General features: G+C 44.9%; 16 protein-coding genes. 14 read left to right on the plus strand and 2 right to left on the minus strand.

Annotated elements, in window-relative coordinates; translation table 11 throughout:
- The first annotated feature begins 153 nt into the window (after positions 1–153).
- From BACINT_RS04525 to BACINT_RS04535, 3 genes are all read left to right on the plus strand, one after another.
- The gene (locus BACINT_RS04525) at positions 154–3273 is read left to right on the plus strand and encodes a SusC/RagA family TonB-linked outer membrane protein (protein WP_007660940.1); all 3120 of its coding nucleotides are present in this window, start codon (positions 154–156) and stop codon (positions 3271–3273) included.
- Positions 3274–3293: 20 nt separating this feature from the next.
- Positions 3294–5084: a RagB/SusD family nutrient uptake outer membrane protein gene (locus tag BACINT_RS04530; protein WP_007660941.1), complete on the plus strand. Its 1791-nt coding sequence runs from the start codon at positions 3294–3296 to the stop codon at positions 5082–5084.
- Positions 5085–5194: 110 nt separating this feature from the next.
- Positions 5195–5671: a pyridoxamine 5'-phosphate oxidase family protein gene (locus BACINT_RS04535; protein ID WP_007660944.1), complete on the plus strand. Its 477-nt coding sequence runs from the start codon at positions 5195–5197 to the stop codon at positions 5669–5671.
- Positions 5672–5712: 41 nt separating this feature from the next.
- Here BACINT_RS04535 and BACINT_RS04540 read toward each other — a convergent pair whose 3' ends face one another.
- The gene (locus BACINT_RS04540; RefSeq protein ID WP_007660945.1) at positions 5713–6435 is read right to left on the minus strand and encodes a LexA family transcriptional regulator; all 723 of its coding nucleotides are present in this window, start codon (positions 6433–6435) and stop codon (positions 5713–5715) included.
- 375 nt (positions 6436–6810) lie between these two features.
- Between BACINT_RS04540 and BACINT_RS04545 the strand changes: the two genes are divergently transcribed.
- The 8 genes from BACINT_RS04545 (at position 6811) to BACINT_RS04580 (ending at position 17113) form a co-directional block, all read left to right on the plus strand.
- On the plus strand, positions 6811–7143 hold the full coding sequence (locus BACINT_RS04545) for a hypothetical protein (protein WP_007660946.1): 333 nt from the start codon (positions 6811–6813) through the stop codon (positions 7141–7143).
- A gap of 11 nt (positions 7144–7154) precedes the next feature.
- Positions 7155–8189 (plus strand): DUF4373 domain-containing protein, encoded by a 1035-nt coding sequence (locus BACINT_RS04550; protein ID WP_007660947.1) that lies wholly within the window; start codon positions 7155–7157, stop codon positions 8187–8189.
- A 159-nt stretch (positions 8190–8348) separates the two neighbouring features.
- The gene (locus tag BACINT_RS04555; RefSeq protein ID WP_021967765.1) at positions 8349–8834 is read left to right on the plus strand and encodes an HU family DNA-binding protein; all 486 of its coding nucleotides are present in this window, start codon (positions 8349–8351) and stop codon (positions 8832–8834) included.
- Positions 8835–8953: 119 nt separating this feature from the next.
- The gene (locus BACINT_RS04560; protein ID WP_021967766.1) at positions 8954–9394 is read left to right on the plus strand and encodes an N-acetylmuramoyl-L-alanine amidase; all 441 of its coding nucleotides are present in this window, start codon (positions 8954–8956) and stop codon (positions 9392–9394) included.
- A 21-nt stretch (positions 9395–9415) separates the two neighbouring features.
- The gene (locus BACINT_RS24130) at positions 9416–9517 is read left to right on the plus strand and encodes a smalltalk protein (protein WP_021967767.1); all 102 of its coding nucleotides are present in this window, start codon (positions 9416–9418) and stop codon (positions 9515–9517) included.
- Between the two features lie 107 nt (positions 9518–9624).
- Complete coding sequence (locus tag BACINT_RS04565) at positions 9625–12468, plus strand: hypothetical protein (RefSeq protein WP_232288742.1); 2844 nt, start codon at positions 9625–9627, stop codon at positions 12466–12468.
- A 15-nt stretch (positions 12469–12483) separates the two neighbouring features.
- On the plus strand, positions 12484–15567 hold the full coding sequence (locus tag BACINT_RS04570) for an RHS repeat domain-containing protein (RefSeq protein WP_232288743.1): 3084 nt from the start codon (positions 12484–12486) through the stop codon (positions 15565–15567).
- Between the two features lie 751 nt (positions 15568–16318).
- A complete protein-coding gene (locus BACINT_RS04580; RefSeq protein ID WP_044154777.1) occupies positions 16319–17113 on the plus strand; it encodes an RHS repeat domain-containing protein in 795 nt (264 codons plus the stop codon).
- A gap of 777 nt (positions 17114–17890) precedes the next feature.
- On the opposite strand, the gene cysK is transcribed toward BACINT_RS04580, so the two are convergent.
- Positions 17891–18838: a cysteine synthase A gene (gene cysK, locus BACINT_RS04585; protein WP_007660957.1), complete on the minus strand. Its 948-nt coding sequence runs from the start codon at positions 18836–18838 to the stop codon at positions 17891–17893.
- Between the two features lie 163 nt (positions 18839–19001).
- On the opposite strand from cysK, the gene epsC reads away from it, so the two are divergent.
- From epsC to BACINT_RS04600, 3 genes are all read left to right on the plus strand, one after another.
- Complete coding sequence (epsC, locus tag BACINT_RS04590) at positions 19002–19901, plus strand: serine O-acetyltransferase EpsC (RefSeq protein WP_007660959.1); 900 nt, start codon at positions 19002–19004, stop codon at positions 19899–19901.
- A gap of 220 nt (positions 19902–20121) precedes the next feature.
- Positions 20122–21591 (plus strand): THUMP domain-containing class I SAM-dependent RNA methyltransferase, encoded by a 1470-nt coding sequence (locus BACINT_RS04595; RefSeq protein ID WP_007660961.1) that lies wholly within the window; start codon positions 20122–20124, stop codon positions 21589–21591.
- Positions 21592–21772: 181 nt separating this feature from the next.
- On the plus strand, positions 21773–22348 hold the full coding sequence (locus BACINT_RS04600) for an ORF6N domain-containing protein (RefSeq protein ID WP_007660962.1): 576 nt from the start codon (positions 21773–21775) through the stop codon (positions 22346–22348).

Raw genomic sequence — 22348 nt, forward strand, 5'->3', positions numbered from 1 at the left:
CAATGACAAAAGTATAAAAACTAAAAAATCTAATATTAATGAAAAGAAGAAATTCTCCAAGTTTTTTAGGTAACCGGCCTCTCATTGAAGGAGCCGATTTATCCGGATTACTAATTTAATCACCTTATTTGGTCTAATAAAAAAAGAAAAACGATGAAAGAAAACTCGTTCAAAAGAAACCGGAAGGTCCTCACAGCCTTATTGCTTTGCACTGGTTTCATCGCAGCTCAGCCCCTCGCAGTAATGGCTGAAGACAGTGTAACTTCCGTACATGCAGTTCAGCAACAGAAACAAACCGTCACAGGTATTATCAAGGATGCAACAGGAGAAGCCATCATCGGTGCCAGCGTATTGGAAAAAGGCACATCGAACGGCACAATCACTGATTTGGATGGTAAATTCACCCTAAGTGTCACTCCCAACGCAACATTAGTTATTTCGTATATCGGTTATCAGACACAGGAACTACCTGTTGTCGCCGGAAAAGTAATGGATATACAAATGAAAGAAGACGCCGAAATGCTGGATGAGGTAGTAGTAGTAGGCTATGGTACTACCAAGCGCAAGAACTTTACAGGTTCGGTTTCTACCGTAAAAGCCTCGGAAACTCCGCTGGCACTGATGCCTACCTCCAATGCAATGGACATTCTGCGTGGTACGGCTACCGGTATCACGGTATCGCAGCAACAAGGAGCCGGACAGGCACCTTCATTGCAGGTTCGTGGTCAGAAATCAGTAAATGGTGGTTCTACTCCGCTGATCGTAATGGACGGTGTGATCTATATGGGAAGCTTCCGCGACATCGATCCGACAACTATCGAAAGCATGAGTATCCTGAAAGATGCTACTTCACTCGCAGCTTACGGTTCGCAAGCTGCCAATGGTGTAATTATGATCACTACCAAGAAAGGAAAGTTGGGTAAACCCGTCATCAACGTCAATACTTCCTGGGCTTTCTCTACAGCAGCAGCAAAACCGGACTTGTTAAGTCCCGAAGATTATGTAAAGAAAGTAAACCTGTTGAGTGGTCTGGCAGAGGACGCCGATCCTACATGGATGCGAGAGTTCGAATACGAAAACTACAAAAACGGAAATACCATCGACTGGTACGACTATTGTACCCGCACCGGATTGATGCAGAACTACTCAGCTTCTGTTTCGGGAGCTACGGAGAAGATTAATTACTATCTGTCCGGTACATACACCGACCAGCAAGGAGTTGTGAAAGGAGACGATTACGACCGCACCGCCCTGACAGCACGCTTGCAATCGGACATCACAGACTGGTTGCAATTAGGCGGACAGGTAAACTACACCTACAACGACTATTCCGGAGCCAGCGTATACGACCTCTACCAAGCCATCCGTCTGAGCCCTTACGGTCGTGCCGAACGTGCCGATGGCGGTGGATTGGAGAAATTCCCCTGTAATGAGGGTATTTACCGTATCAATCCGATGTGGAATGTAGAGAGCGGTACTATCGACGACCATGACACGTATGCCACTACCTCCATGAAAGGACACGTATTGGTGAAATGTCCCTGGGTAGAAGGTTTGACTTACCGCCTGAACGGTAGCTATTCCGTAGAAAACATCGAACGCGATTACTTTACGCATGAAGGATATTACGTAAAAGAAGGTTCCAGCGACGACCGCTATTCCGCCTCTACTGTAGCCAATTACTTGGCCTCAGCAAACGGTTACAGCGCACGCACAAAGAACACATCATGGGTATTAGACAATATAGTAAACTGGCAGCGCCAATTCGGTAAGCACTATGTAGACCTGACTTATGTATATACGCGTGACTCTTACGAGTACAGCTACCGTCGTTTCGACGGTTCCGACTTTGCCGCACTGGGTAACACCAACCTCAGTTACGACGGACTGAACCTGGCAACCACACAGAAGATCAACGGTCTGAACTATACACGCCACACCAACGTAGGTTATCTGGGACGTGCCAACTACAACTACAACGATACATACCACCTGAGTATTTCCGTACGCCGTGACGGTTCCAGTGTCTTCGGTGCAAACCACAAATGGGGTACTTTCCCGGCAGTAGGTCTGGCATGGACAGCATCCAACGAGGCTTTCATGAAGAATATTAAAGCCATCAGCTACCTGAAGTTGAAAGCATCCTGGGGTAAGAATGGTAACCAAAGCCTTTCTCCTTACGAAACACTTTCCAAAATCACATTGGGACAGTCAGGAGGTTACAGCTATCCGTTCGGTAACACTTCATTAGTAAGCTGGGGACAGCGCATCACCTCGATGGGTAACTCCGACCTGGGATGGGAAGAAACCGAATCATTCAACTACGGCTTCGACCTGGGATTAATCGACAACCGCATCCGCCTGGAATTCGACGGATACTTCTCCAAGACCACCAACCAGATATTCAACCGTAACATTCCGGTTATGATCAATGGTCTGACCAGCATGAAAGCCACCATGGGACAGGTAAACAACTGGGGTATCGAAGTTAACCTGAATACTACCAACATCCAGACAAAAGACTTCAACTGGGGTTCCACACTGACTTTCTATATGAACCGCAACAAGCTGAAAGAACTCTACGGAGACGGTCAGGACGATATTACGAACTCCCTGTTCTTGGGTAAGTCATTGGGTGCTATCTATGGTTACAAGAACATTGGTATTGTACAAGAAGAAGATACAGAATATATGGCAGCCAACGGTGCAGAACCGGGTGACGTGAAGTTTGCCAACCTGGACGGTAGCGAAGACGGTAAAATTACAGCCGACGACCGTACCATCCTGGGATACAAAAAAGAAAACTTCCGCATGAGCTTTGGCAATACATTCCGCTACAAGGACTTCGAACTTTATATGTTGTTCACCGGCATCTTCGGTGGAAACGGCTACGGACAAGCTGTAAACTACTACGCTTTCCGTACTTCTTCCGACGTACAGGGCGACAATAACTTCAACCACGGCTGGTGGACTCCCGAAAACAAGAGTAACAAATATCCGCGTATCAACTATACCGACGGACGCTACACTCCGCTACAAGGATATGGCTTCGTGCGTCTGCAAGACCTCAGCCTGTCCTATACTTTCCGCCAGCCTTGGGTACAGAAAGCAGGTATCGGGAATCTGAAGGTTTACATGGCTTGCAAGAACCTTTTCACCATCTCCGGATGGGAAGGCGGTGACCCTGAAGTTCAACAAACATTAGGTAGCGGTTACACTTACGGATACCCGTTGTCGCGTACCGTTTCGTTTGGTCTGAATTTAACGTTCTAACTCTATTAAAAACACTAAAGATGAAAACAAAAAAATACATATTCATAGCTGCCGCAGCTTCCATGCTTGGCATGACGACGTCTTGTGACGATGAAGGCTTCCTGACGGAAAAGCCGAAGACAATCTACACCACCGACAACTCGTACGAAACGATTGACCAGGTGAAGGCTTGTATCACTAACTTGTACATCCACATCCGCTACTGGTATCAACAAGACTACTTCCTGAAAGGACTGGGTACTGATGTGCTGGATACCCCCTATTTCCGCAGCACGGGTAACGGTTACTGTAACTTCGCCAACTGGTCGAGCACCAACAGCAGTTCCAATAAAATTTATGATGCCATGTTCCAAATGGTGAATTATGCCAACCAATCACTGGAAGGTTACAATAAAGAAGGTCTGCCCTGGGAGAGTGAAGCACAGCGTAGTGAAGCCTATGGTGAAATCATGTTCTTCCGTGGCTACGGTTACCTGACAATGGGTGAGTTGTTTGGTGGAGTTCCCCTGGTAGATCAATTCTATCAGACATTGAAACTGGACTTTGTACGTTCCAGCCGCGAAGAGACGTATAACTTCGCTATTACCGACCTGGAAGCTGCGGCAGCAGCACTGCCCGACTATCCATCGGAAGCCGGACGCGTGTCAAAGGGAGTCGCTTACCATTTCCTGGCCGAAGCCTATCTGGCACTGGCTACCATCAAGAGCAATGACACCGAATGCCTACGGAAATCCATCGAATATGCCGACAAAGTAATGGCACTACATCCGTTGATGACAGAGCGTTTCGGTACACGCAGCATCCCGGGAGGGGGAACAACGAAAAATGGCATAGCTGCCTACTATGAAGATGGTAATGTATTCTTCGACCTCTTCCAGCAAGGAAACTACGATTATGCTGAAGGAAATACGGAAGCACTGTGGACTTTGCAGAACGATTATACGGTGTATCACGAATATGGCGGAAACAACTTTGTAGGTTATCCCCGTGAAATGTCTCCCGTTCTTCGTGACGTAGTGTGGAAGACTGAATATGCCGAAAACGGTGCAGCAGCCGGACCGTGGGCTGGCAATATCGACGAAAGCGTATATCCGGGCGGAAACGTATCAGCCTACGTAGGTGGACGCGGTGTAGCCAATATGGCTCCTACTACTTATGTAATTAGTGACGTTTGGGAAGGCGATTACGAAGATGATATACGCAATGCACCCTGCAACATCCGCCGCCAGTTTGTGTGCATGGATACGAAGCATAGCATGTACGGTAAACCAGTTCCTTACGAAATGCTGGATTATAATACTCAGAAGATAACAGAATTCTTCCCTGTCTGGACTAAACTTGCTCCAATCGACGACTGGGGATATGACGACCTGGCCGACGGCGGTAACCGCTCTAACATGTATTGCGACCAGTATGCACACCGTTCGGCAGAAACTCTGCTGCTACGCGCCGAAGCCAATTTGCGTGCAGGTGACAAAGGCGCCGCTGCTACCGACATCAACAAACTGAGAAACCGTGCACAATGTACAAAACTGGCTACAGCAGACGAAATAACACTGCAATACATCCTCGATGAACGGGTGCGTGAGTTATTCGGTGAAGAAAGAAGATGGGCAACTTTACTCCGCATGGGAAATGAAGGAATCGAGAGTCTTAACAACCATGCAATGTATATTGCAGACCAGCCTTTCTGGGGCGGATATTTCAAATCGGACAAAGCTCAAGTTACGAAGTGGAACCTCTTCCCGATACCACAGACAGTGATCGATACGAACACCGGAGCTATAATAGAACAAAATCCGGGCTGGTAATTCCAACAAAGCCGATAATATAATAACTCTGCTCTACAACGGAAAATGATTTTCCATTGTAGAGCAGTTTTTATATCTTTGCACCAAATAAAAAACACTTATTCAGCCCTATGAAGACAATCGCAATCACCGACCCAGCTGAGATTGAAGCAATTATCCGCAAATGCCCTTACTGTACGGTAGGTATCACCGATTCGGAAGGCAATCCCTATGTAATCCCCATGAACTTTGCTTACCGGGACGGTATCATCTATCTGCATTCCGGTCCCGAAGGCGGCAAAGTGACGATGGCAGAACACCACCCGCGCGTTTGTATCACCTTCTGCGAAGGGCACGAACTGGTATATATGCATCGCCAAGTGGCATGCAGTTACAGCATGAAGTCGCGTAGTGTGATGTGCCACGGAAACGTCCGTTTCATAGAGGATATGGATGAAAAGCGACGTATACTCGACATCATCATGCAGCAATACGTCGACTACGAGTTCAAGTATAGCGAACCTGCCGTGCGCAATGTGAAAATATGGGAGATCAAGGTAGACAAGATGACTTGCAGATCCTTCGGGCTTCGACCTAGCGAAGTATAGGTTTACGCCCCTCTCGTACGCACGCGAACACCCGCGCGCATTTACATCATCATATTCCTTCTGATAGAAAACTTGACAATCGCCATCGCCTGTATAGATGCGAGTGGAATATCCATCGGTTCATGATGCGGATTGTAGCTCACCAGCTTGATGCAACCTTCCACATCGGAACGGTTCACATACTTCACTGACAAGTATTCGTCGCCGTCAATGCAAAATGACACCAGATACATCTCTCCGTAAATGACGCTGCTGAAACTGTTAACTTCCTTAAAGCCCACAACATCCCCCGATTTCAGAATGGGATACATACTGTCTCCACTGATGTAGAGTGCTCCGTCGCAGGCAGGTATGTTCGGAATCTGTATCCTTCCCACCACATGCTGATCCTTGTTGGCAAGCAATGTTTTCAAGTTGGCGGCAGCGGTGATGTCATACAACGATATGCTACGATTATCCAGAGCCTCAACCGCTTTGGGGTTATGTATCATCTCCACTTCGCCCTGCACTATCCCACTGTTGCATATTTTCGTCTGATGCACAGGAGTTCCTTTACCTACCAACAACCAGTTGTAGTCCACATCCTTCAATTTCTCCAGCAGCAGCGGAAAGTCAATGCTGTTTCGTGCACACCAGTTACTCAGGGTAGAACGGGAGACACCAAGGTAGGCGGCTAATGCCGCATCATTCCTCAGGTTCAACACAGTCTTTGCACGCTTCACTATTTCCGAAACATTCAATACTAAGTCCGATTTTTTCTCCATAATATTATTGTATATAAGTCAAAATATGATAACGGTTCATTTACAATCCATTACGCATTTTCTGAAAATTAATTGCTAAAACAATTTGGGTTGTATCCGAAAACAACTCTATATTTGCAGTGGCAAAAGTAAGCAAGTTATTTTTATATCGCAAACAAAAAGAGAAGAATTATGAAAAACAAACATTTCAGGTTTCGAAATAGAGAACCGCCCGCAAGATATATAGATGCAAGGCGTAGCATATATAGATGCAACACGTTGGATATATAGATGCTACACACAGGATATATAGATGCTACACACAGGATATATAGATGCTACACGACAGATATATATACTCAGTCAACAGGATATACTTACTAAGAACATTTCACTATGGAACAGACACTTACCCCTACCTTATACACTTGTAGATATTGCTTGAAGGAACTTCCCGCCGAAGCCTTCTACATAGACAAACGTACCCGGAAACCGGAAAGTCGCTGCAAAGCATGCCGCAGCGCCGCCTATAGAAAACGCTACGTAGATTCGCGCTTTGTGAACATCGCTTCACACACTCCCCTCCTAATCACCGACATACAAGATCAGAAGCGGCGTATGACCCTCATTCTGCATGCCCTCCAAGTGGTGAAAGAGAGCGTAATCCGCAAACGAAGAAAACTCATCGAAGCTGACCTTCACCAAGAATCATTAATTATTAATCATTAATAACCACCACCATGTCCAGAATCAAAAAACGGGGACTCGATTATTTCCCCGTCGACATCGGCTTCATGAACGACCGCCTCGTGCGCCGTATCATGAAGCGCGAAGGCGAAGGTGCCCTCGCCACCTTAATGTGCGCCTTCTCCTGCATCTACGGCGGCGAAGGCTACTATGTCCATGCCGACGACCTCTTCTACGACGACCTCTCCGCCAACCTCTACAATCAGTCGGCCGCCGATGTGAAACGCATCCTCGGCCTCGCCATTGAGTATGGTATCTTCCATCCCGGTATTTTCAGACAATACGGTGTGCTCACCAGCGGAGAAATACAAAGCCAATACCTCTTCAGCACCAAACGCCGCAAGTCCAGCGTTATAGACGAGCGATTCCGTATCAGCAACGGAAGAAAGGAAGAGCCAAAGGAAGTGACTCCAGAAAAGACAGAAGAAGAAACCAAGGGAGAGCTCGAAGCTGTTACAACTGAATGCCAACACATTACTGCCGGCAAAAAAGAAATAGCTTCTTCCGAAAAGAATGAAATGGAAGAAAATAATGTAACATTTAAGTTCCAAAATGAAACATCCGGTACACATAGCATAGCACAGAATAGCATAGCACAGAATAGAAAAGAATATCCCCTCCTCAATAGTTCCCCCGGCGGGGGAACTCAGAACGCGGACTTGAAGTCCGCGGAGGAAAGGGAGGAGGAGATTCTGTTTTCACAAAGAGAAGCGGGTTCGGAAGATGCCGTACTCAAAGAAATGTCTTCAAAAAAAGCCTCTTGCAATCGCCCGCCTCGCAAGAAATGGACCGATGACGATATCTCACGCCTGCAACCGCCCCAGGACGGACTAAAACGCAATCTGGACGGACTGGTCTTTAATCTCCGACAGCACCACATCACACAGCAGGAACAGTACGCCATCATCCTCAAGAGCAACTTCGGCATTATCGGACATCCCATCTGGAAAGGTTTCTTCGACCTGCGCGAAAGCCACGGAAAAATACGCTTCCCGGGAAAGTACCTGCTGAGCTTGTGCGTGAAATAAGACAGGTTACACATCGCAAATAATTCAAAAACACTTTCTGATAAAAAACGGATAAATTCACTTTTTAGTTCACAAAAGAAGTCTTACATTTGCAATGTGGTTAAGCTTAAGACACAAAAATCAAACATTTTTATTAACAATTTAAAACCAATGCAAATTATGCCAGTATTTTATAAAGCAGCCCAATCTATTTTAGAAAACAAAGCCGGCAAGAAACTATTTTACCCGCGTATTGTACTGAAAGGCAACGTAACTACCGATCAGATTGCCCGTGAGATTGCAGAATACTCTTCCCTCTCCAAAGGCGACACTAAGAACACGATCGACAACCTGGTGAGAGTAATGACCACTCATCTGCAATCTTCAGAAAGCGTCACCCTGGATGGCTTCGGCACATTCCGTATGACCATGAAATCCAATGGAAAAGGCGTGGAAGCCGCCGACAAGGTTTCGGCAGCACAAGCCACTCTGACGGTACGCTTCCTGCCCAGCTACACCAAAAATCCCGACCGCACCGTAGCCACCCGCTCCATGGTGACAGGTGTCAAATGCCTCCCTTACAACTCCAAAGTAACCGGAAACGGTTCCGGTGGTGGCAGCAGCAGTGGTGGCGACGGCGGAATCGAGGATAATCCGCTGGACTAAACGCCAATGTACCTCCGCAACTCATCTACGTCCAACAACACGTGCACAATACTAATACTACGGCTTAGCCAAACTATTCACTATTTTACTAACTAAACTATTTTAATCCAAAAAGAATCATGAGAAGTATCAACTTAATCGTGGTGCATTGTAGCGCCACCCGGGCAGATCATGCCCTCACGACAGAAGAACTGGAAACCATTCATCGCCGTCGCGGCTTCCGTGGCATCGGCTACCACTATTACATCCGTCGGGATGGCACTGTAGCCAACACCCGTCCCCTGGAGCTTATCGGTGCACATGCAAAGGGGCATAATGCTCATTCAATAGGCCTTTGCTACGAAGGCGGGCTGGACTGTAACGGACATCCTGCAGATACCCGTACGCCGGAACAAAAAAGTGCGCTCCGCCTGCTGGTGCACCAGTTGTTGAAACGGTACAGGAACAGCTACGTCTGCGGGCACCGCGACCTTAGTCCGGACCTGAACGGGAACGGGGTGATAGAACCGGAAGAGTGGGTGAAAGTATGCCCGTGCTTCGAGGTAGGAAAGGAATTATAAACAATTAAAACATTAAACATTATGAAAATGAGCAAAAACACTTGGAAGATCATTCTGAAGGTAATCGTGACCGTGGCTACAGCCATTGCAGGGGTACTGGGAGTGAAAGCCATGACACCGTAAAAGGTAAACCCGCTACCCCAATGCGATAAGATGCGATGCATTGGGGTAGCCTTCCAATAAGAAAAGAGACAACAAATTATTCTATTCACTTTTATATTTATACAGCAATGGCAAATCATAAAATTTACTATCTACTACTATTTTTCCTGCTCCCATTTTCTTTTTTAGGAGCGCAAAACGGAGTAGCCGACCAATTACTGAAAGCTACATTCCATCCCAGCCCGCAATCTGCCGCCTATGCCCGCTATGGGGAATATCCGGTGGATCATTCTACAGGAGTTCCCAAAATAGAAATTCCGATCTACACACTGAATACCGGAGACTATGAACTCCCTATCTCTATTTCATATCATGCTTCGGGCATCAAAGTATTGGATGTTTCCGGTCCAGTAGGACTGGGATGGACGCTGAATGCCGGAGGGGTAATAACTCGTACGGTATGCGGAGCACCTGATTTCGAAGGTTTTAATTACCGGATGTTCTTCAAAAGTAAGGCAGATGTAGAAAAACGACTATCAGAATCGGCCATGGAACCAAGATTGTGGAACCGTGTATTTGCAGGCGTTCCCGAATACGATTCCGAATCAGACCGATACAGCTATAATTTTGCAGGCAAAGCCGGTATGTTCCGCTACAATGTTTATAATGAAACTCCTTTTACCATCCCTCATGAACCAATAAAAATAGAGAGAACAAGCAAAGGATATAAAGTAATTGATACCGATGGCACGACTTATTACTTTGAGGCAAAGGAATCATGCAGGTCGCCCCAAATGAACATCTATACCAGTGCCTGGTATCTGACCAAAATAGAAACTGCAGGCCGCAAGAATGTGATAACCCTTTCATACACCCCAGGAGATAGTTATATTATAAGATATCGCTCTCAGTTTCTGCACAAGGGGAATGTGGTTACCTACAGTGAAGGAATGGGACAAGACTATGTCGCGAATGAAACCACCGGTAATTTTGGTGGAGATGTATCTATGCCAATTTATTTATACCAAGTTCCCATGTTAAGTTCCATCAGCTGGAACAATGTCAATATAACTTTCAGTTATGCCAAGGATAGACTGGACACACAGAAGGAGCGTCTAACGTCCATTACGGTAAAAGACAATAATTCAACCGTCAAACATGTTACTTTCAATAATAATGCATACTTTGGCAACCATTCCTCCAACTACAGGATGAAACTTGGCAGTCTTTCCATGAAAGGGAACACAACCAATACCATAGCCGACAACTATACATTCTCGTATGACACATCGACACCTCCGGATCATTACAATGCTTCCAATGCAGGAGCCCCTGCAAATTCCTATTGCCGTGAAGACTATTGGGGATATTATAATGGAACGCAGAATTATAATATGATTCCCGATGGTGTATTCCCAGCCTCAGGTTTGGCAGACCGAAATGCTTCTCCTTTACACATGCAGATGTGTATGCTTAAAACAATTCAGTACCCGACCGGAGGCAGCACAACCTTCAACTTTGAAACCAACCGGACTGGTGCTTATTCATACATCGGTGGATTACGGGTTGCGGAAATTATTAATAAGGACCACAACGGCACTATCTTAGAGCAGAAAACTTATGAATATGGGCGAGGAGAAGCTACAATGGAAATCTTAAACGAGTTGTTCTCCTATGAGGATTACTTCCTTTATTTTATACGACAAGCAAATGGAGCATACCAATGTAGGGGCAACCTGCATCAGATTGCCGTGGCTTCACCCATCCTTCCCCTTACCGGTTGGAGCGGCAGTCCCGTCTTTTACAATGAAGTGACAGAATACAAGGGACTAAGATCGGCCAACGTAGGAAAAACTGTTTATAGGTTTACGCAAGACTTTGAGAGCAGCTATCCCGGAGCAGAGGAGGAAGATGTGCCCGTCCCCGTACCTTTGCGCTTTTATTCCGGCCTTTACAACAATGACGAAGGCTTGGTTCCGGCTTTGCTGAAAGAGAAAAATCTCTACAAAAACAATAATGGCACTTACGTCAAGCAGTTGTCGGAAGAATATGAATATACGGAACTTGTACCTCCCAATGACTCTATCTCTATCGGTGTACGCTTAGGAAGATTGGGAATAGGGGTGATCTATTACGAAAATGTACTCTCCAGTTGTGCTCCTTATTCCAGTTTGGACGAATTTTACAATTCCATCGTATATACCAATGTACGCGGTTACAGGAAGCTGCGCAAACTGACAAGCGTAAAGACAACGGATTATGAACGAAACGTAGTCGCAACCCGTACCTATCAATACGACCCTCAACTGCGCTGCTTGCAGCCGATAACGGAAACCACAACCAATAGTGACGAGGATAATTATACCACTAAAACCTATTATCCCTTTCAACAGGCCGGAACAGTTTACAGCAATATGGCTGCAAAGAATTATGTGGATACTCCCATAAAGAAAGAGAAATATTGCAACTCCGCCCTGTTGTCTACCGACCTTACTACCTATCAGCAAGTGGGCGACAAGTTTCTGCCGGATAACATCAGCCAGCAGAAAGGCAACAATGTAAGCAGGGTACTGGTACGCTACGAGAGATATGACAGCAAGGGAAATCCGCAATACCTGACTACGCTCGGCAACCGGAAAATTGTCATCCTGTGGGGATACAACTACCGCTATCCCATAGCACGCATAGAAGGGTTGACTTATAGCGAAGTAACGGCGAAAGTAAGCGAAAGCACAATTTCGTCAATAGCTTCCGGCACTGCTCCCACTCAGGCACAACTGGACAACATACGTTCCTCTCTATCCAATGCATTAGTCACTACTTACACCTATGCCCCTTCTGTAGGAATAACCACAGAGACTGCGCCGAATGGATATAAAAAGACCTATCCGTACGACGTAATGGGACGCCTGAGTCAAATAGCCGACACCAATGGGACAGTGGAAACTTATCAATATCAATATAAACAGTAATACAACAGAATGAATATGAAACGAATTTATCTATTATATCTATTGTTGCTGCTTCAGGCAACGGCAGGACATGCCCAGGATAGTTCTCAGAACTACATCCTGACCCGCACCATGCTTAAATCCGACACGAAGTCTTACTTGAGCAAAGTGGTTTACTATGATGGATTAGGCCGTCCGTTCCAGACAGTGAACAAGGCGATAGAGAATACTAATAAGAAAGGAGTGTCTCTTGCCACCCTCCAAGAATATGACGCTGCGGGGCGAGAGACGAAGACCTGGCTTCCGGCGGTTATAACCCCTGATTATCTTGCTCCGGCCAGCTTCAAAAGTAGCGCACCCGCCAGTCACGGTAATGACTCCCGCCCTTATCAAGAAGCCGTTTACGAGACTTCTCCGCAAAACCGCATTGTGAAGCAATACGGCGCGGGGGCAGACTGGCACAGCGGACATCCGGTTGCAACGGAGTTTATGGGCAACAGTGCAACCGCACAGCTACGCTGCACCCGGTATAAAGTAACTTCGGCAGGTGCTTTAGAGGCTTCGGGAGACTATGCCAACGGCACACTGAACGTAACCCGAACAACGGATGAAGACGGAAATATGTCCTATACCTTTATGGACAAGATAGGGCGCACACTACTTGAACGCAGAATGAACGGCAGCGAAGCGCTTGATACTTATTATGTATATGATAACTATGGAAATCTGTGTTATGTATTGCCACCGGCTATAAATGGCAATATCAGTACCGATAACCTGAATCTTTATGCGTATCAATATAATTACGACGGATGCAACCGCTGCATCCGGAAGAAACTGCCAGGCACACAATACATCGAATATGTATATGACAATTCCGACCGGTTGACATTCTCTCAGGACGGCAGTCAGCGTGCTTTATCCGCCCAAAACTGGACCTACTATAAGTATGACCAATTGAACCGTCTGACCGAACAGGGCTTGTGCACCAACAAGGTGACGACCTCCGGAACCACCGTACACATCATGAACTATTATGACAGCTATAGTTTCATTGGGACTCAAGGTTTTACCGGTAGTAACTTCTCCACAGATACATCCGGCTACGGTAAAGGCGCTTTGACAGGGCAAATGGTGGCAGGCATAAACGGTAATCCCGTCTGGAAAGCTTTCTACTATGACATTCGTGGGCGTGAAGTAAAGCGTGTGGAAAGCAACGCCATGAACGGTTACGACGTGACTACAACTTCCTACAGCTTCACCAACAAGCCGCTGACCCTGACCCATGTGCACACTTCAGGAAGCAAAAGCCTGACAGAAGTCCACACCTACAGCTATGACTACGCCGACCGACTATCAAAAGTGCAACACAAACTGGACAACAATACCATCGTCACCCTTGCCGAATATACCTATGATGATCTTGGTCGCATGGAGCAGAAGAAGCTGGGTGGAACTGCACATAGTTCAACCTATTCCTACAACATCCGCAGTTGGCTGACCGGCATTACGGGTAGTAAGTTCACCCAAACGTTGGCCTACAATAACAGTACCGCCGGCTACAACGGCAACATCACCGCAATGGGCTGGACGGCAGACGGTGACAGTCACAGCTATACTTTCACCTACGACGGCTTGAGCAGGCTGCTGAATGCCACACACGGCGCAGGGCGTTTCACCGAAAAGGTGACTTCGTATGACAAGAATGGCAACATTAAAGGATTGCAACGCTACGGACAGACAGGTGCTTCCACCTATGGCTTAATCGACAACCTTTCGTATACATTGAACGGCAATCAATTGAACCGTGTGGATGATGCCGTGAACGCCTCTGCTTATAATGGAGGTTTTGAATTCAAGGATGCTGTGAAGCAGGCAAACGAGTATGCCTATGACAATAATGGCAATTTAACTAAAGATTTAAACAAGGGAATAGAAGAAATTCAATACAATTCACTAAATTTGCCAAAACTGATAAAGTTTAAGGATCAGAGTACTATTACTTATACTTATGCGGCAGACGGGACAAAGCTCCGCGTGGAACATAAGATAGGAAGTAGCACTACCCGGACAACTTACTGCAGAAATGTGATCTATGAAGGTAGTATAGCCAAGTATTTATTGACGGAAGAAGGATACGTCTCTTTGGATAACGGAGAGTATTATTATTACCTGAAAGATCATCAGGGAAATAACTGGGTAGTTGTAGATCAGAATAGTAACGTGGAGGAAACAAATCATTATTACCCGTTTGGCGGTGTATTTACAAATACAAGAAATGCACAACCTTACAAGTACAATGGCAAGGAACTTGATACAAAGAAGGGGCTGAACTGGTATGACTATGGGGCGAGAATGTATGATGCAGCACTGGGAAGATGGCATGTGGTAGATCCGTTGGCGGAGAAATACTATTCAGTTTCCCCTTATAACTATTGTATGAACAATCCAGTAAATGCAATTGACTCAAATGGGGAGAAAATAGTTTTTGTTAATGGTTTCTTAGGTTTTGGTTCACCGACTGGAGGTTCGGCATATTGGGGAGGAACAAATAGTAGTTTTGTCAGAGGAGCACAGGCTTTTTTACAAGATAAATCTACTTATTTTGCAAATATTGAATATAACTATTGGCGTAGTTCTACTTTCTTACGCAATTTGGATGGATATAATTATGCTAAGGAAAATTATTCTCAATTAATAAATGGAATGAATTCAAAGGATGTGTTTCATTTTGTATCTCATAGTATGGGTGGTGCTTTCTCCGAGGGGATGATCAGATACCTTGAAGAACAGGGATGGACTGTCAATACAGTGTTTCATTTAAATGCATGGCAGCCAACTGAATTGTATGGTGTAAAAGGACCTCTTCGCGTTGACGCTACGATAACGAATGATTGGGTGCAAGGTTTAAGTCTTCCAATCAGTGGTAATCGTGATATTCCAAATGCTGATTATAAAATAAGAAAAAAGAGTACAAAAGAATGGAAGTCTATACATCGAGACTTAATTGATGATGGAGACTTTTGGAATATCAATAATGAGATGAGTTGGAACGACGCTATGTCGTTGATACAAAAATGGATACAGCAAAACCCAAATATAAAAGTAAATGGAAACTAAAACCCTTTTCAGAATATTATTAATTATTTTAGGATTCTATGCCTTAGGATTCCAGTTTGTGAATTTTATTTTTGGAACTACGGTTTGTAAATGCTCAAATGATTATATATTATTTTTTTGCTATAAAATTGAAAGTATATTTCATTTATTTTCTATCTTAATTTACATTTGGTTTATTGTATATCAAATAATTATGATACAAAAGAGAAACTTAGATTCCATCCATAGAAGGACAACATCCAAATTGAACAAATATTTTATCCCAAAAAATAGATTAAAAAACTTTGTTAGAATACTGTTGATTGTATTTGGAATAGGTGCATTAGGCTTTCAACTTTATCATTTAGTTTTCACGACCATGATTAAAATAAGTACATTTGGGATAAAGGATTGTTTTATGGGAGAATTTGTTCCGCATATCTTATCTATAGTGATTTGTATTTGGTTTATTCTACATAAATGGCAATCTTTAGAATTAAAATAAAGATATTTCCTTAGATAGATAAATTAAAGTCAGAGTATTAGCATTTCCTATATCCGCACTAAATTCAGAATCCTTGCCTGCACAGATGCACATTTGTAAAGGCAAGGATTATTTATTGCTCCCTGTACCTTTACACTTATACTCCATCTTTACAATAATGATAAAGGGATGATTCTGGCTTTGCTTGATGAAAAGACTTCCTATAAGAGCGACAATGACACTTACATCAAGCAATTGTCGGGAGAAATATGAATATAAAGCAACGCCATGAACGGTTACGACATGACTACAACTTCCTACAGCTTCACCAACAAACCGCTGACCTTGACCCATGTGCACACTTCAGGAAGCAAAAACCTGACAGAAGTCCATACCTACAGCTATGACTACGCCGACCGCCTGTTGAAGGTACAGCACAAACTGGACGGCGATACCATCGTCACCCTTGCCGAATATACCTATGATGACCTTGGTCGCGTGAAGCAGAAGAAGCTGGGTGGAACTGCACATAGTTCAACCTATTCCTACAACATCCGTAGTTGGCTGACCGGCATTACGGGTAGTAAGTTCACTCAAACGCTAACCTACAACAACGGTACCGCCGGCTACAACGGCAACATCACCGCAATGGACTGGACGGCAGACGGTGACAGTCACAGCTATACTTTCACCTACGACGGCTTGAGTCGACTGCTGAATGCTACCCACGGTGCAGGACGTTTCACCGAAAGGGTGACTTCGTATGACAAGAATGGCAACATCAAAGGATTGCAACGCTACGGACAGACAGGTGCTTCCACCTATGGTTTAATTGACAACCTTTCTTATACATTGAACGGCAACCAATTGAACCGTGTGGACGATGCCGTGAACGCCTCTGCTTATAATGGAGGTTTTGAATTCAAAGACGGTGTGAAACAGGCAAACGAGTATACCTATGACAATAATGGCAATTTAACTAAAGATTTAAACAAGGGAATCATCGAGATTCAATATAATTGTTTAAACTTACCAAGCAAGGTCGTGTTTAGTGACGGAAAGGAAGATATTACCAGAATTTAATCAACAATAATAAATTATGAGATAAAGAAAAAATGGACAACTAAGAATACACATATAAAAAAGAATGCTAATCAAGATTATGTTGAGCCCGAGAAATGGTATGATAAATTAGGAACATGGATTGCAATTGCAATTCTAGTTATTTTGTTAATTGCTCTAAATAATCATATTGTCGGTTATGATAATTTTATTGGTATTCCAAGTGAATGGGTAAGATCTTTGTTCGATTAGTTATTTATTAGCTCCGTTAGTCTAAAAATGGCTAACGGACTATTTACGAACTTTGAATGAAAAAAGGACGACTATGTAGTTTCAGAAGGGATTGACACGGACGGACAGACCATCACCATAATACAGGGAACAGCCCTAAAAACAGGTTCGCCCGATAAGAATTATATCTGGACTATATCACTTATTATGACAATCCGAATTATTAAGGGGAAATATCCATACATTAGTAAAATGCAATATCAAAAAGGCCTTATCTGTCAAATAATAATCATTTCATCCCAAACCCTATAACCATCCTTCTACCAGGGCTACACCCTTTTGGTCTAAAGGTGTAGCCATCACCGCAAAATGGTGTAGCCATCCGGGGTAAAAGGTGTAGCCCTACCAAAGTAGGGCCACAGGCACTTCTAAAGGACATAAAAGAAATATTTATCTATACCATTCCAAATTCAGTCTGTACGACATTTTCAATCAGAATACTTCTTCACTCCGAAATCCGATAACAAATATCCAACAGATTTTCATTAAAAGAATCCGTCAGACATCTTACAGCGGATATTCTTCGAACGCATACAGCAACGTCGAAAGATAACGTTCGCCTGTATCCGGCAATAATACGACTATTGTTTTTCCTACGTTTTCAGGAAGAAGTGCCAGACGGGTAGCTGCACTGACTGCTGCTCCGGACGAAATTCCTACCAACAAACCTTCCAACTTAGCCAATTCACGACCCGCACGAATAGCATCATCATTCGTTACCTGCAGAATTTCATCTACTACTGCCGGATTGTAGTTCTTAGGAACAAAACCGGCACCGATCCCCTGTATCTTATGTGCTCCCGGTGCACCTCCCGAAAGTACGGGAGAATCGGTAGGTTCCACTGCCACCACCTTCACCCCCGGATTATGCTTCTTCAGGGCGGCACCTACACCGCTAACGGTTCCACCGGTACCGACACCGGCTACAAAAATATCAACAACACCTTCCGTATCCCTCCAGATTTCCTGTCCCGTAGTACGTTCGTGCATGGCAGGGTTTGCAGGGTTATCAAACTGCTGAAGAATTACCGCACCCGGAGTAGCAGCTTTCAGTTCTTCAGCACGGGCTATGGCACCCTTCATACCATTGGCACCCGGTGTAAGCACCAGTTCGGCACCAAGGGCTTTCAGCAGGTTACGGCGTTCTACACTCATGGTGTCGGGCATCGTAAGAATCAGTTTATAACCTTTTGCAGCAGCTACAAATGCAAGCCCGATTCCGGTGTTTCCACTGGTAGGTTCTATAATAGTGGCTGCGGGGTTCAGTAAACCTGAAGCTTCCGCATCTTCAATCATCGCCAATGCCACGCGGTCTTTCACACTTCCGGCAGGGTTAAATGACTCCAGTTTCACGATCAGACGGGCTTTTAAACCTTTCGCTTTATTGTAATTGCTCAGCTCCAGCAAGGGAGTGTTGCCCACAAGATCAGTGAGCTGTTTTGCTATCTTTTTCATAACTTATTGGGTTTTAATTTATACTCTTCTTTATAAAGTACAAAGATAGCGAGATAACGGTTCACAAGAAATACCATATTTGTGGGATTTTCATACTATAAATGAGGGATTTTCGCTGAGAATAGTTACCTTTGTGCCCACCTTATTATAAAAGGATATCCCAATGAGTCCATTGAACTTTACTCACATTTTGACACAGGCAGTCGATGAACTATCGGAAAGTTCGTCTTACAGAGGACTGTTTCATCAGCACACGGACGGTAATCCATTGCCTTCGGCCAAAGCGTTGCATGACATCGTAGAGCTGTCGCGTGCCATACTTTTCCCCGGTTATTTCGGTAATTCCACAGTCAACAGTCGTACCGTAAAGTACCACATCGGAGTGAATGTTGAACGTTTGTTCGACTTACTGACCGAGCAAGTGCTTGCAGGTCTTTGCTTTACCGGCGACGGCGAATGCAGTTGCTGCACCGAACTCCAACGTGAAGAAGCTGCGTTGATTGCCGCCAAGTTCATCAGCCACCTGCCGGAAATGCGCCGTGTACTGGCTACGGATGTAGCGGCTGCTTACAATGGAGACCCTGCCGCACATAGTTTCGGAGAAGTAATCAGTTGCTACCCAGCCATACGCGCCATCAGCAATTACCGTATTGCGCACGAACTGCTGAGGCTCGGTGTTCCTCTCATTCCCCGCATTATCACCGAAATGGCCCATAGCGAGACGGGAATAGATATCCACCCGGGTGCCGTCATCGGCAGCCACTTCACCATAGACCACGGAACAGGTGTGGTAATTGGTGAAACATGCATTATCGGCAATAATGTGAAACTGTATCAGGGAGTGACGCTGGGTGCCAAGAGTTTCCCACTGGATGCTGACGGCAAGCCGATCAAAGGTATTCCACGCCATCCGATATTGGAAGACAATGTTATCGTCTATTCCAATGCCACCATCCTAGGACGCATCACCATCGGACAGGGTGCCACAGTAGGCGGTAATATCTGGGTAACGGAAAATGTGCCGCCAGGAGCGAGAATTGTACAGACTAAAGCAAAAAAATAACCGCCGCGCAGGTCAAAGCAACCCGTTCGCAGGACACAAGTGTTCCGGCAGAACGACACAAGTATTTCAGAAAAGCCACACAAGTGTTGCATACGGAAAGTACAAGTGTTTCAGAAGAGAGAGAAATTGAATATATAATTATAAAGAAAAACAACAAGATAGAAGAAGTTGCAACAACTTCAGCCATCAAATTGTAAATCGTAAAATCAAAAACAAATAAATGGAATCCTTTCAAATGATTGCCAAAACCTTCCAAGGACTGGAAGAAGTACTGGCACAAGAACTGACTGCATTAGGAGCAAACGACATAGAAATAGGCCGACGCATGGTGTCTTTCAGTGGAGACAAGGAAATGATGTACAAAGCAAACTTCTGCCTGCGTACAGCAATACGTATTCTAAAACCAATCAAAAGCTTCACTGCCAAGAACGCCGATGAAGTGTATGACCAAATCAAAGCTATCTGCTGGGAAGAGATCCTGAATGTAGAAAAAACCTTTGCCGTAGATGCCGTTGTATTCAGCGAAGAGTTCCGCCATTCCAAGTTCGTTTCTTACAAAGTAAAAGATGCCATTGTGGACTATTTCCGTGATAAGTTTAACAAACGCCCGTCCGTACGCATCAACAAACCGGATGTATTGCTGAATATACACATTGCACAGACCACTTGTACGCTCTCTCTCGACTCATCGGGCGAGTCACTGCACCGCCGCGGGTACCGCCAGGAAGCGGTAGAAGCTCCGCTAAACGAGGTACTGGCTGCCGGAATGATATTGATGACAGGATGGAAAGGGGAATGTGACTTAATAGACCCGATGTGTGGTTCGGGTACAATTCCCATTGAAGCGGCACTGATTGCACGCAACATTGCTCCGGGAGTGTTCCGCAAGGAATTCGCTTTTGAGAAGTGGAATGACTTCGATCAGGATTTGTTCGACATGATTTACAATGACGATAGTCAAGAACGCGAATTTACGCATAAGATATATGGCTACGACAATAACCCGCAAGCTAATGAAATAGCTACACACAATGTGAAAGCGGCAGGTGTATCGAAAGATATTGTCTTGAAGTTACAGCCGTTCCAGCAATTTGAGCAACCCGCGGAGAAATCAATGATCATCACCAACCCGCCTTATGGAGAACGTATCTCTACCAACAACCTGCTGGGATTGTATCAGATGATAGGCGAACGCCTGAAACATGCTTTCATCGGAAACACGGCATGGGTGCTTTCTTACCGTGAAGAGTGCTTCGACCAGATAGGACTGAAACCGACCGCCAAGATACCTTTGTTCAACGGTGCACTGGAATGTGAATTCCGTAAATACGAGATTTTCGACGGAAAGTATAAGGAGTTCAAGAAGCAGGAAGGTGAGGGCGAAGGCGAAAACGAAGAATCCGGCTTCAAGTCTAGAGAACCGAGAGAATTCAAACCAAGGGAATCTCGTAAACCGGGCGAATTCAAATCCAGAGACGACAGACCGAGGGAGTTCAGACCAAGAGACAGCAAACCCCGTGAGTTTGGTTCAAAAGAAGATAGGCCGAGAGGTGAGTTCAAGCCGAGGGAGTTCCGCAAGGATGGAGACCGGGAACGGAAACCGTTCGACAGGGAACGCCGTCCGGGAGGAAGCGGAGAGTTTAAGCCGAAAAGGGAGTTTAAGCCGAGAAAGAGGGAAGACGGGGAGTAAGTTGCTGATAAACAGTTTGAGGTCACAAATTGTGACCTCAAACTGACAAAACATAAAAGAGATAAGTTACAAGTATCAACTTGATATTCCAAATTGGGAGTTCAAGTCAGGGAAGTAGAAGATAACTTATTGGTAGACAATATAAGGTCGCAATTTACGACCTTAAAAGGACAAGGCATAAATGGATGATCTAATTATTATAGAGAATAAGATATACGAAATCAGAGGTCAGAAGGTGATGCTGGACTTTGATTTGGCGAAGATGTATGAGGTAGAAACAAAATACCTCAAACAAATGGTAAGAAGAAATGCAGAGCGATTTCCTGAAGATTTTATGTTCCAATTATCAAACGAAGAAGTTAACTGTCTGATTTCCAGTTTGAGGTTGCAAATTGCAATCTCAAACAAAGGCGGTACCCGCTACTCCCCTTTCGCCTTCACCGAACAAGGCGTCGCCATGCTTTCCGGTATCCTCCGGAGTCCCAAAGCCATCGAAGTCAACATCAACATCATGCGCGCCTTCGTCCGTATGCGACAATATCTTCTCTCCCACGTCCCAAAGCAAGAGCTTGAAGAACTGAGAAAGCGTATTGAATATTTGGAAGAAGACGTCACTTCCGACAGAGACAGTTACGAGAAACAATTCGACGAGCTCTTCTCCGCCTTCGCAAAGCTGAGTGCTGCAATACAAGTGAAAAGCACTCCGATGGACAGAATAGAAATAAAAGGATTCAGAAAAGAGAATGACAATAAATGA

Source organism: Bacteroides intestinalis DSM 17393 (assembly GCF_000172175.1).
GTDB lineage: Bacteria > Bacteroidota > Bacteroidia > Bacteroidales > Bacteroidaceae > Bacteroides > Bacteroides intestinalis.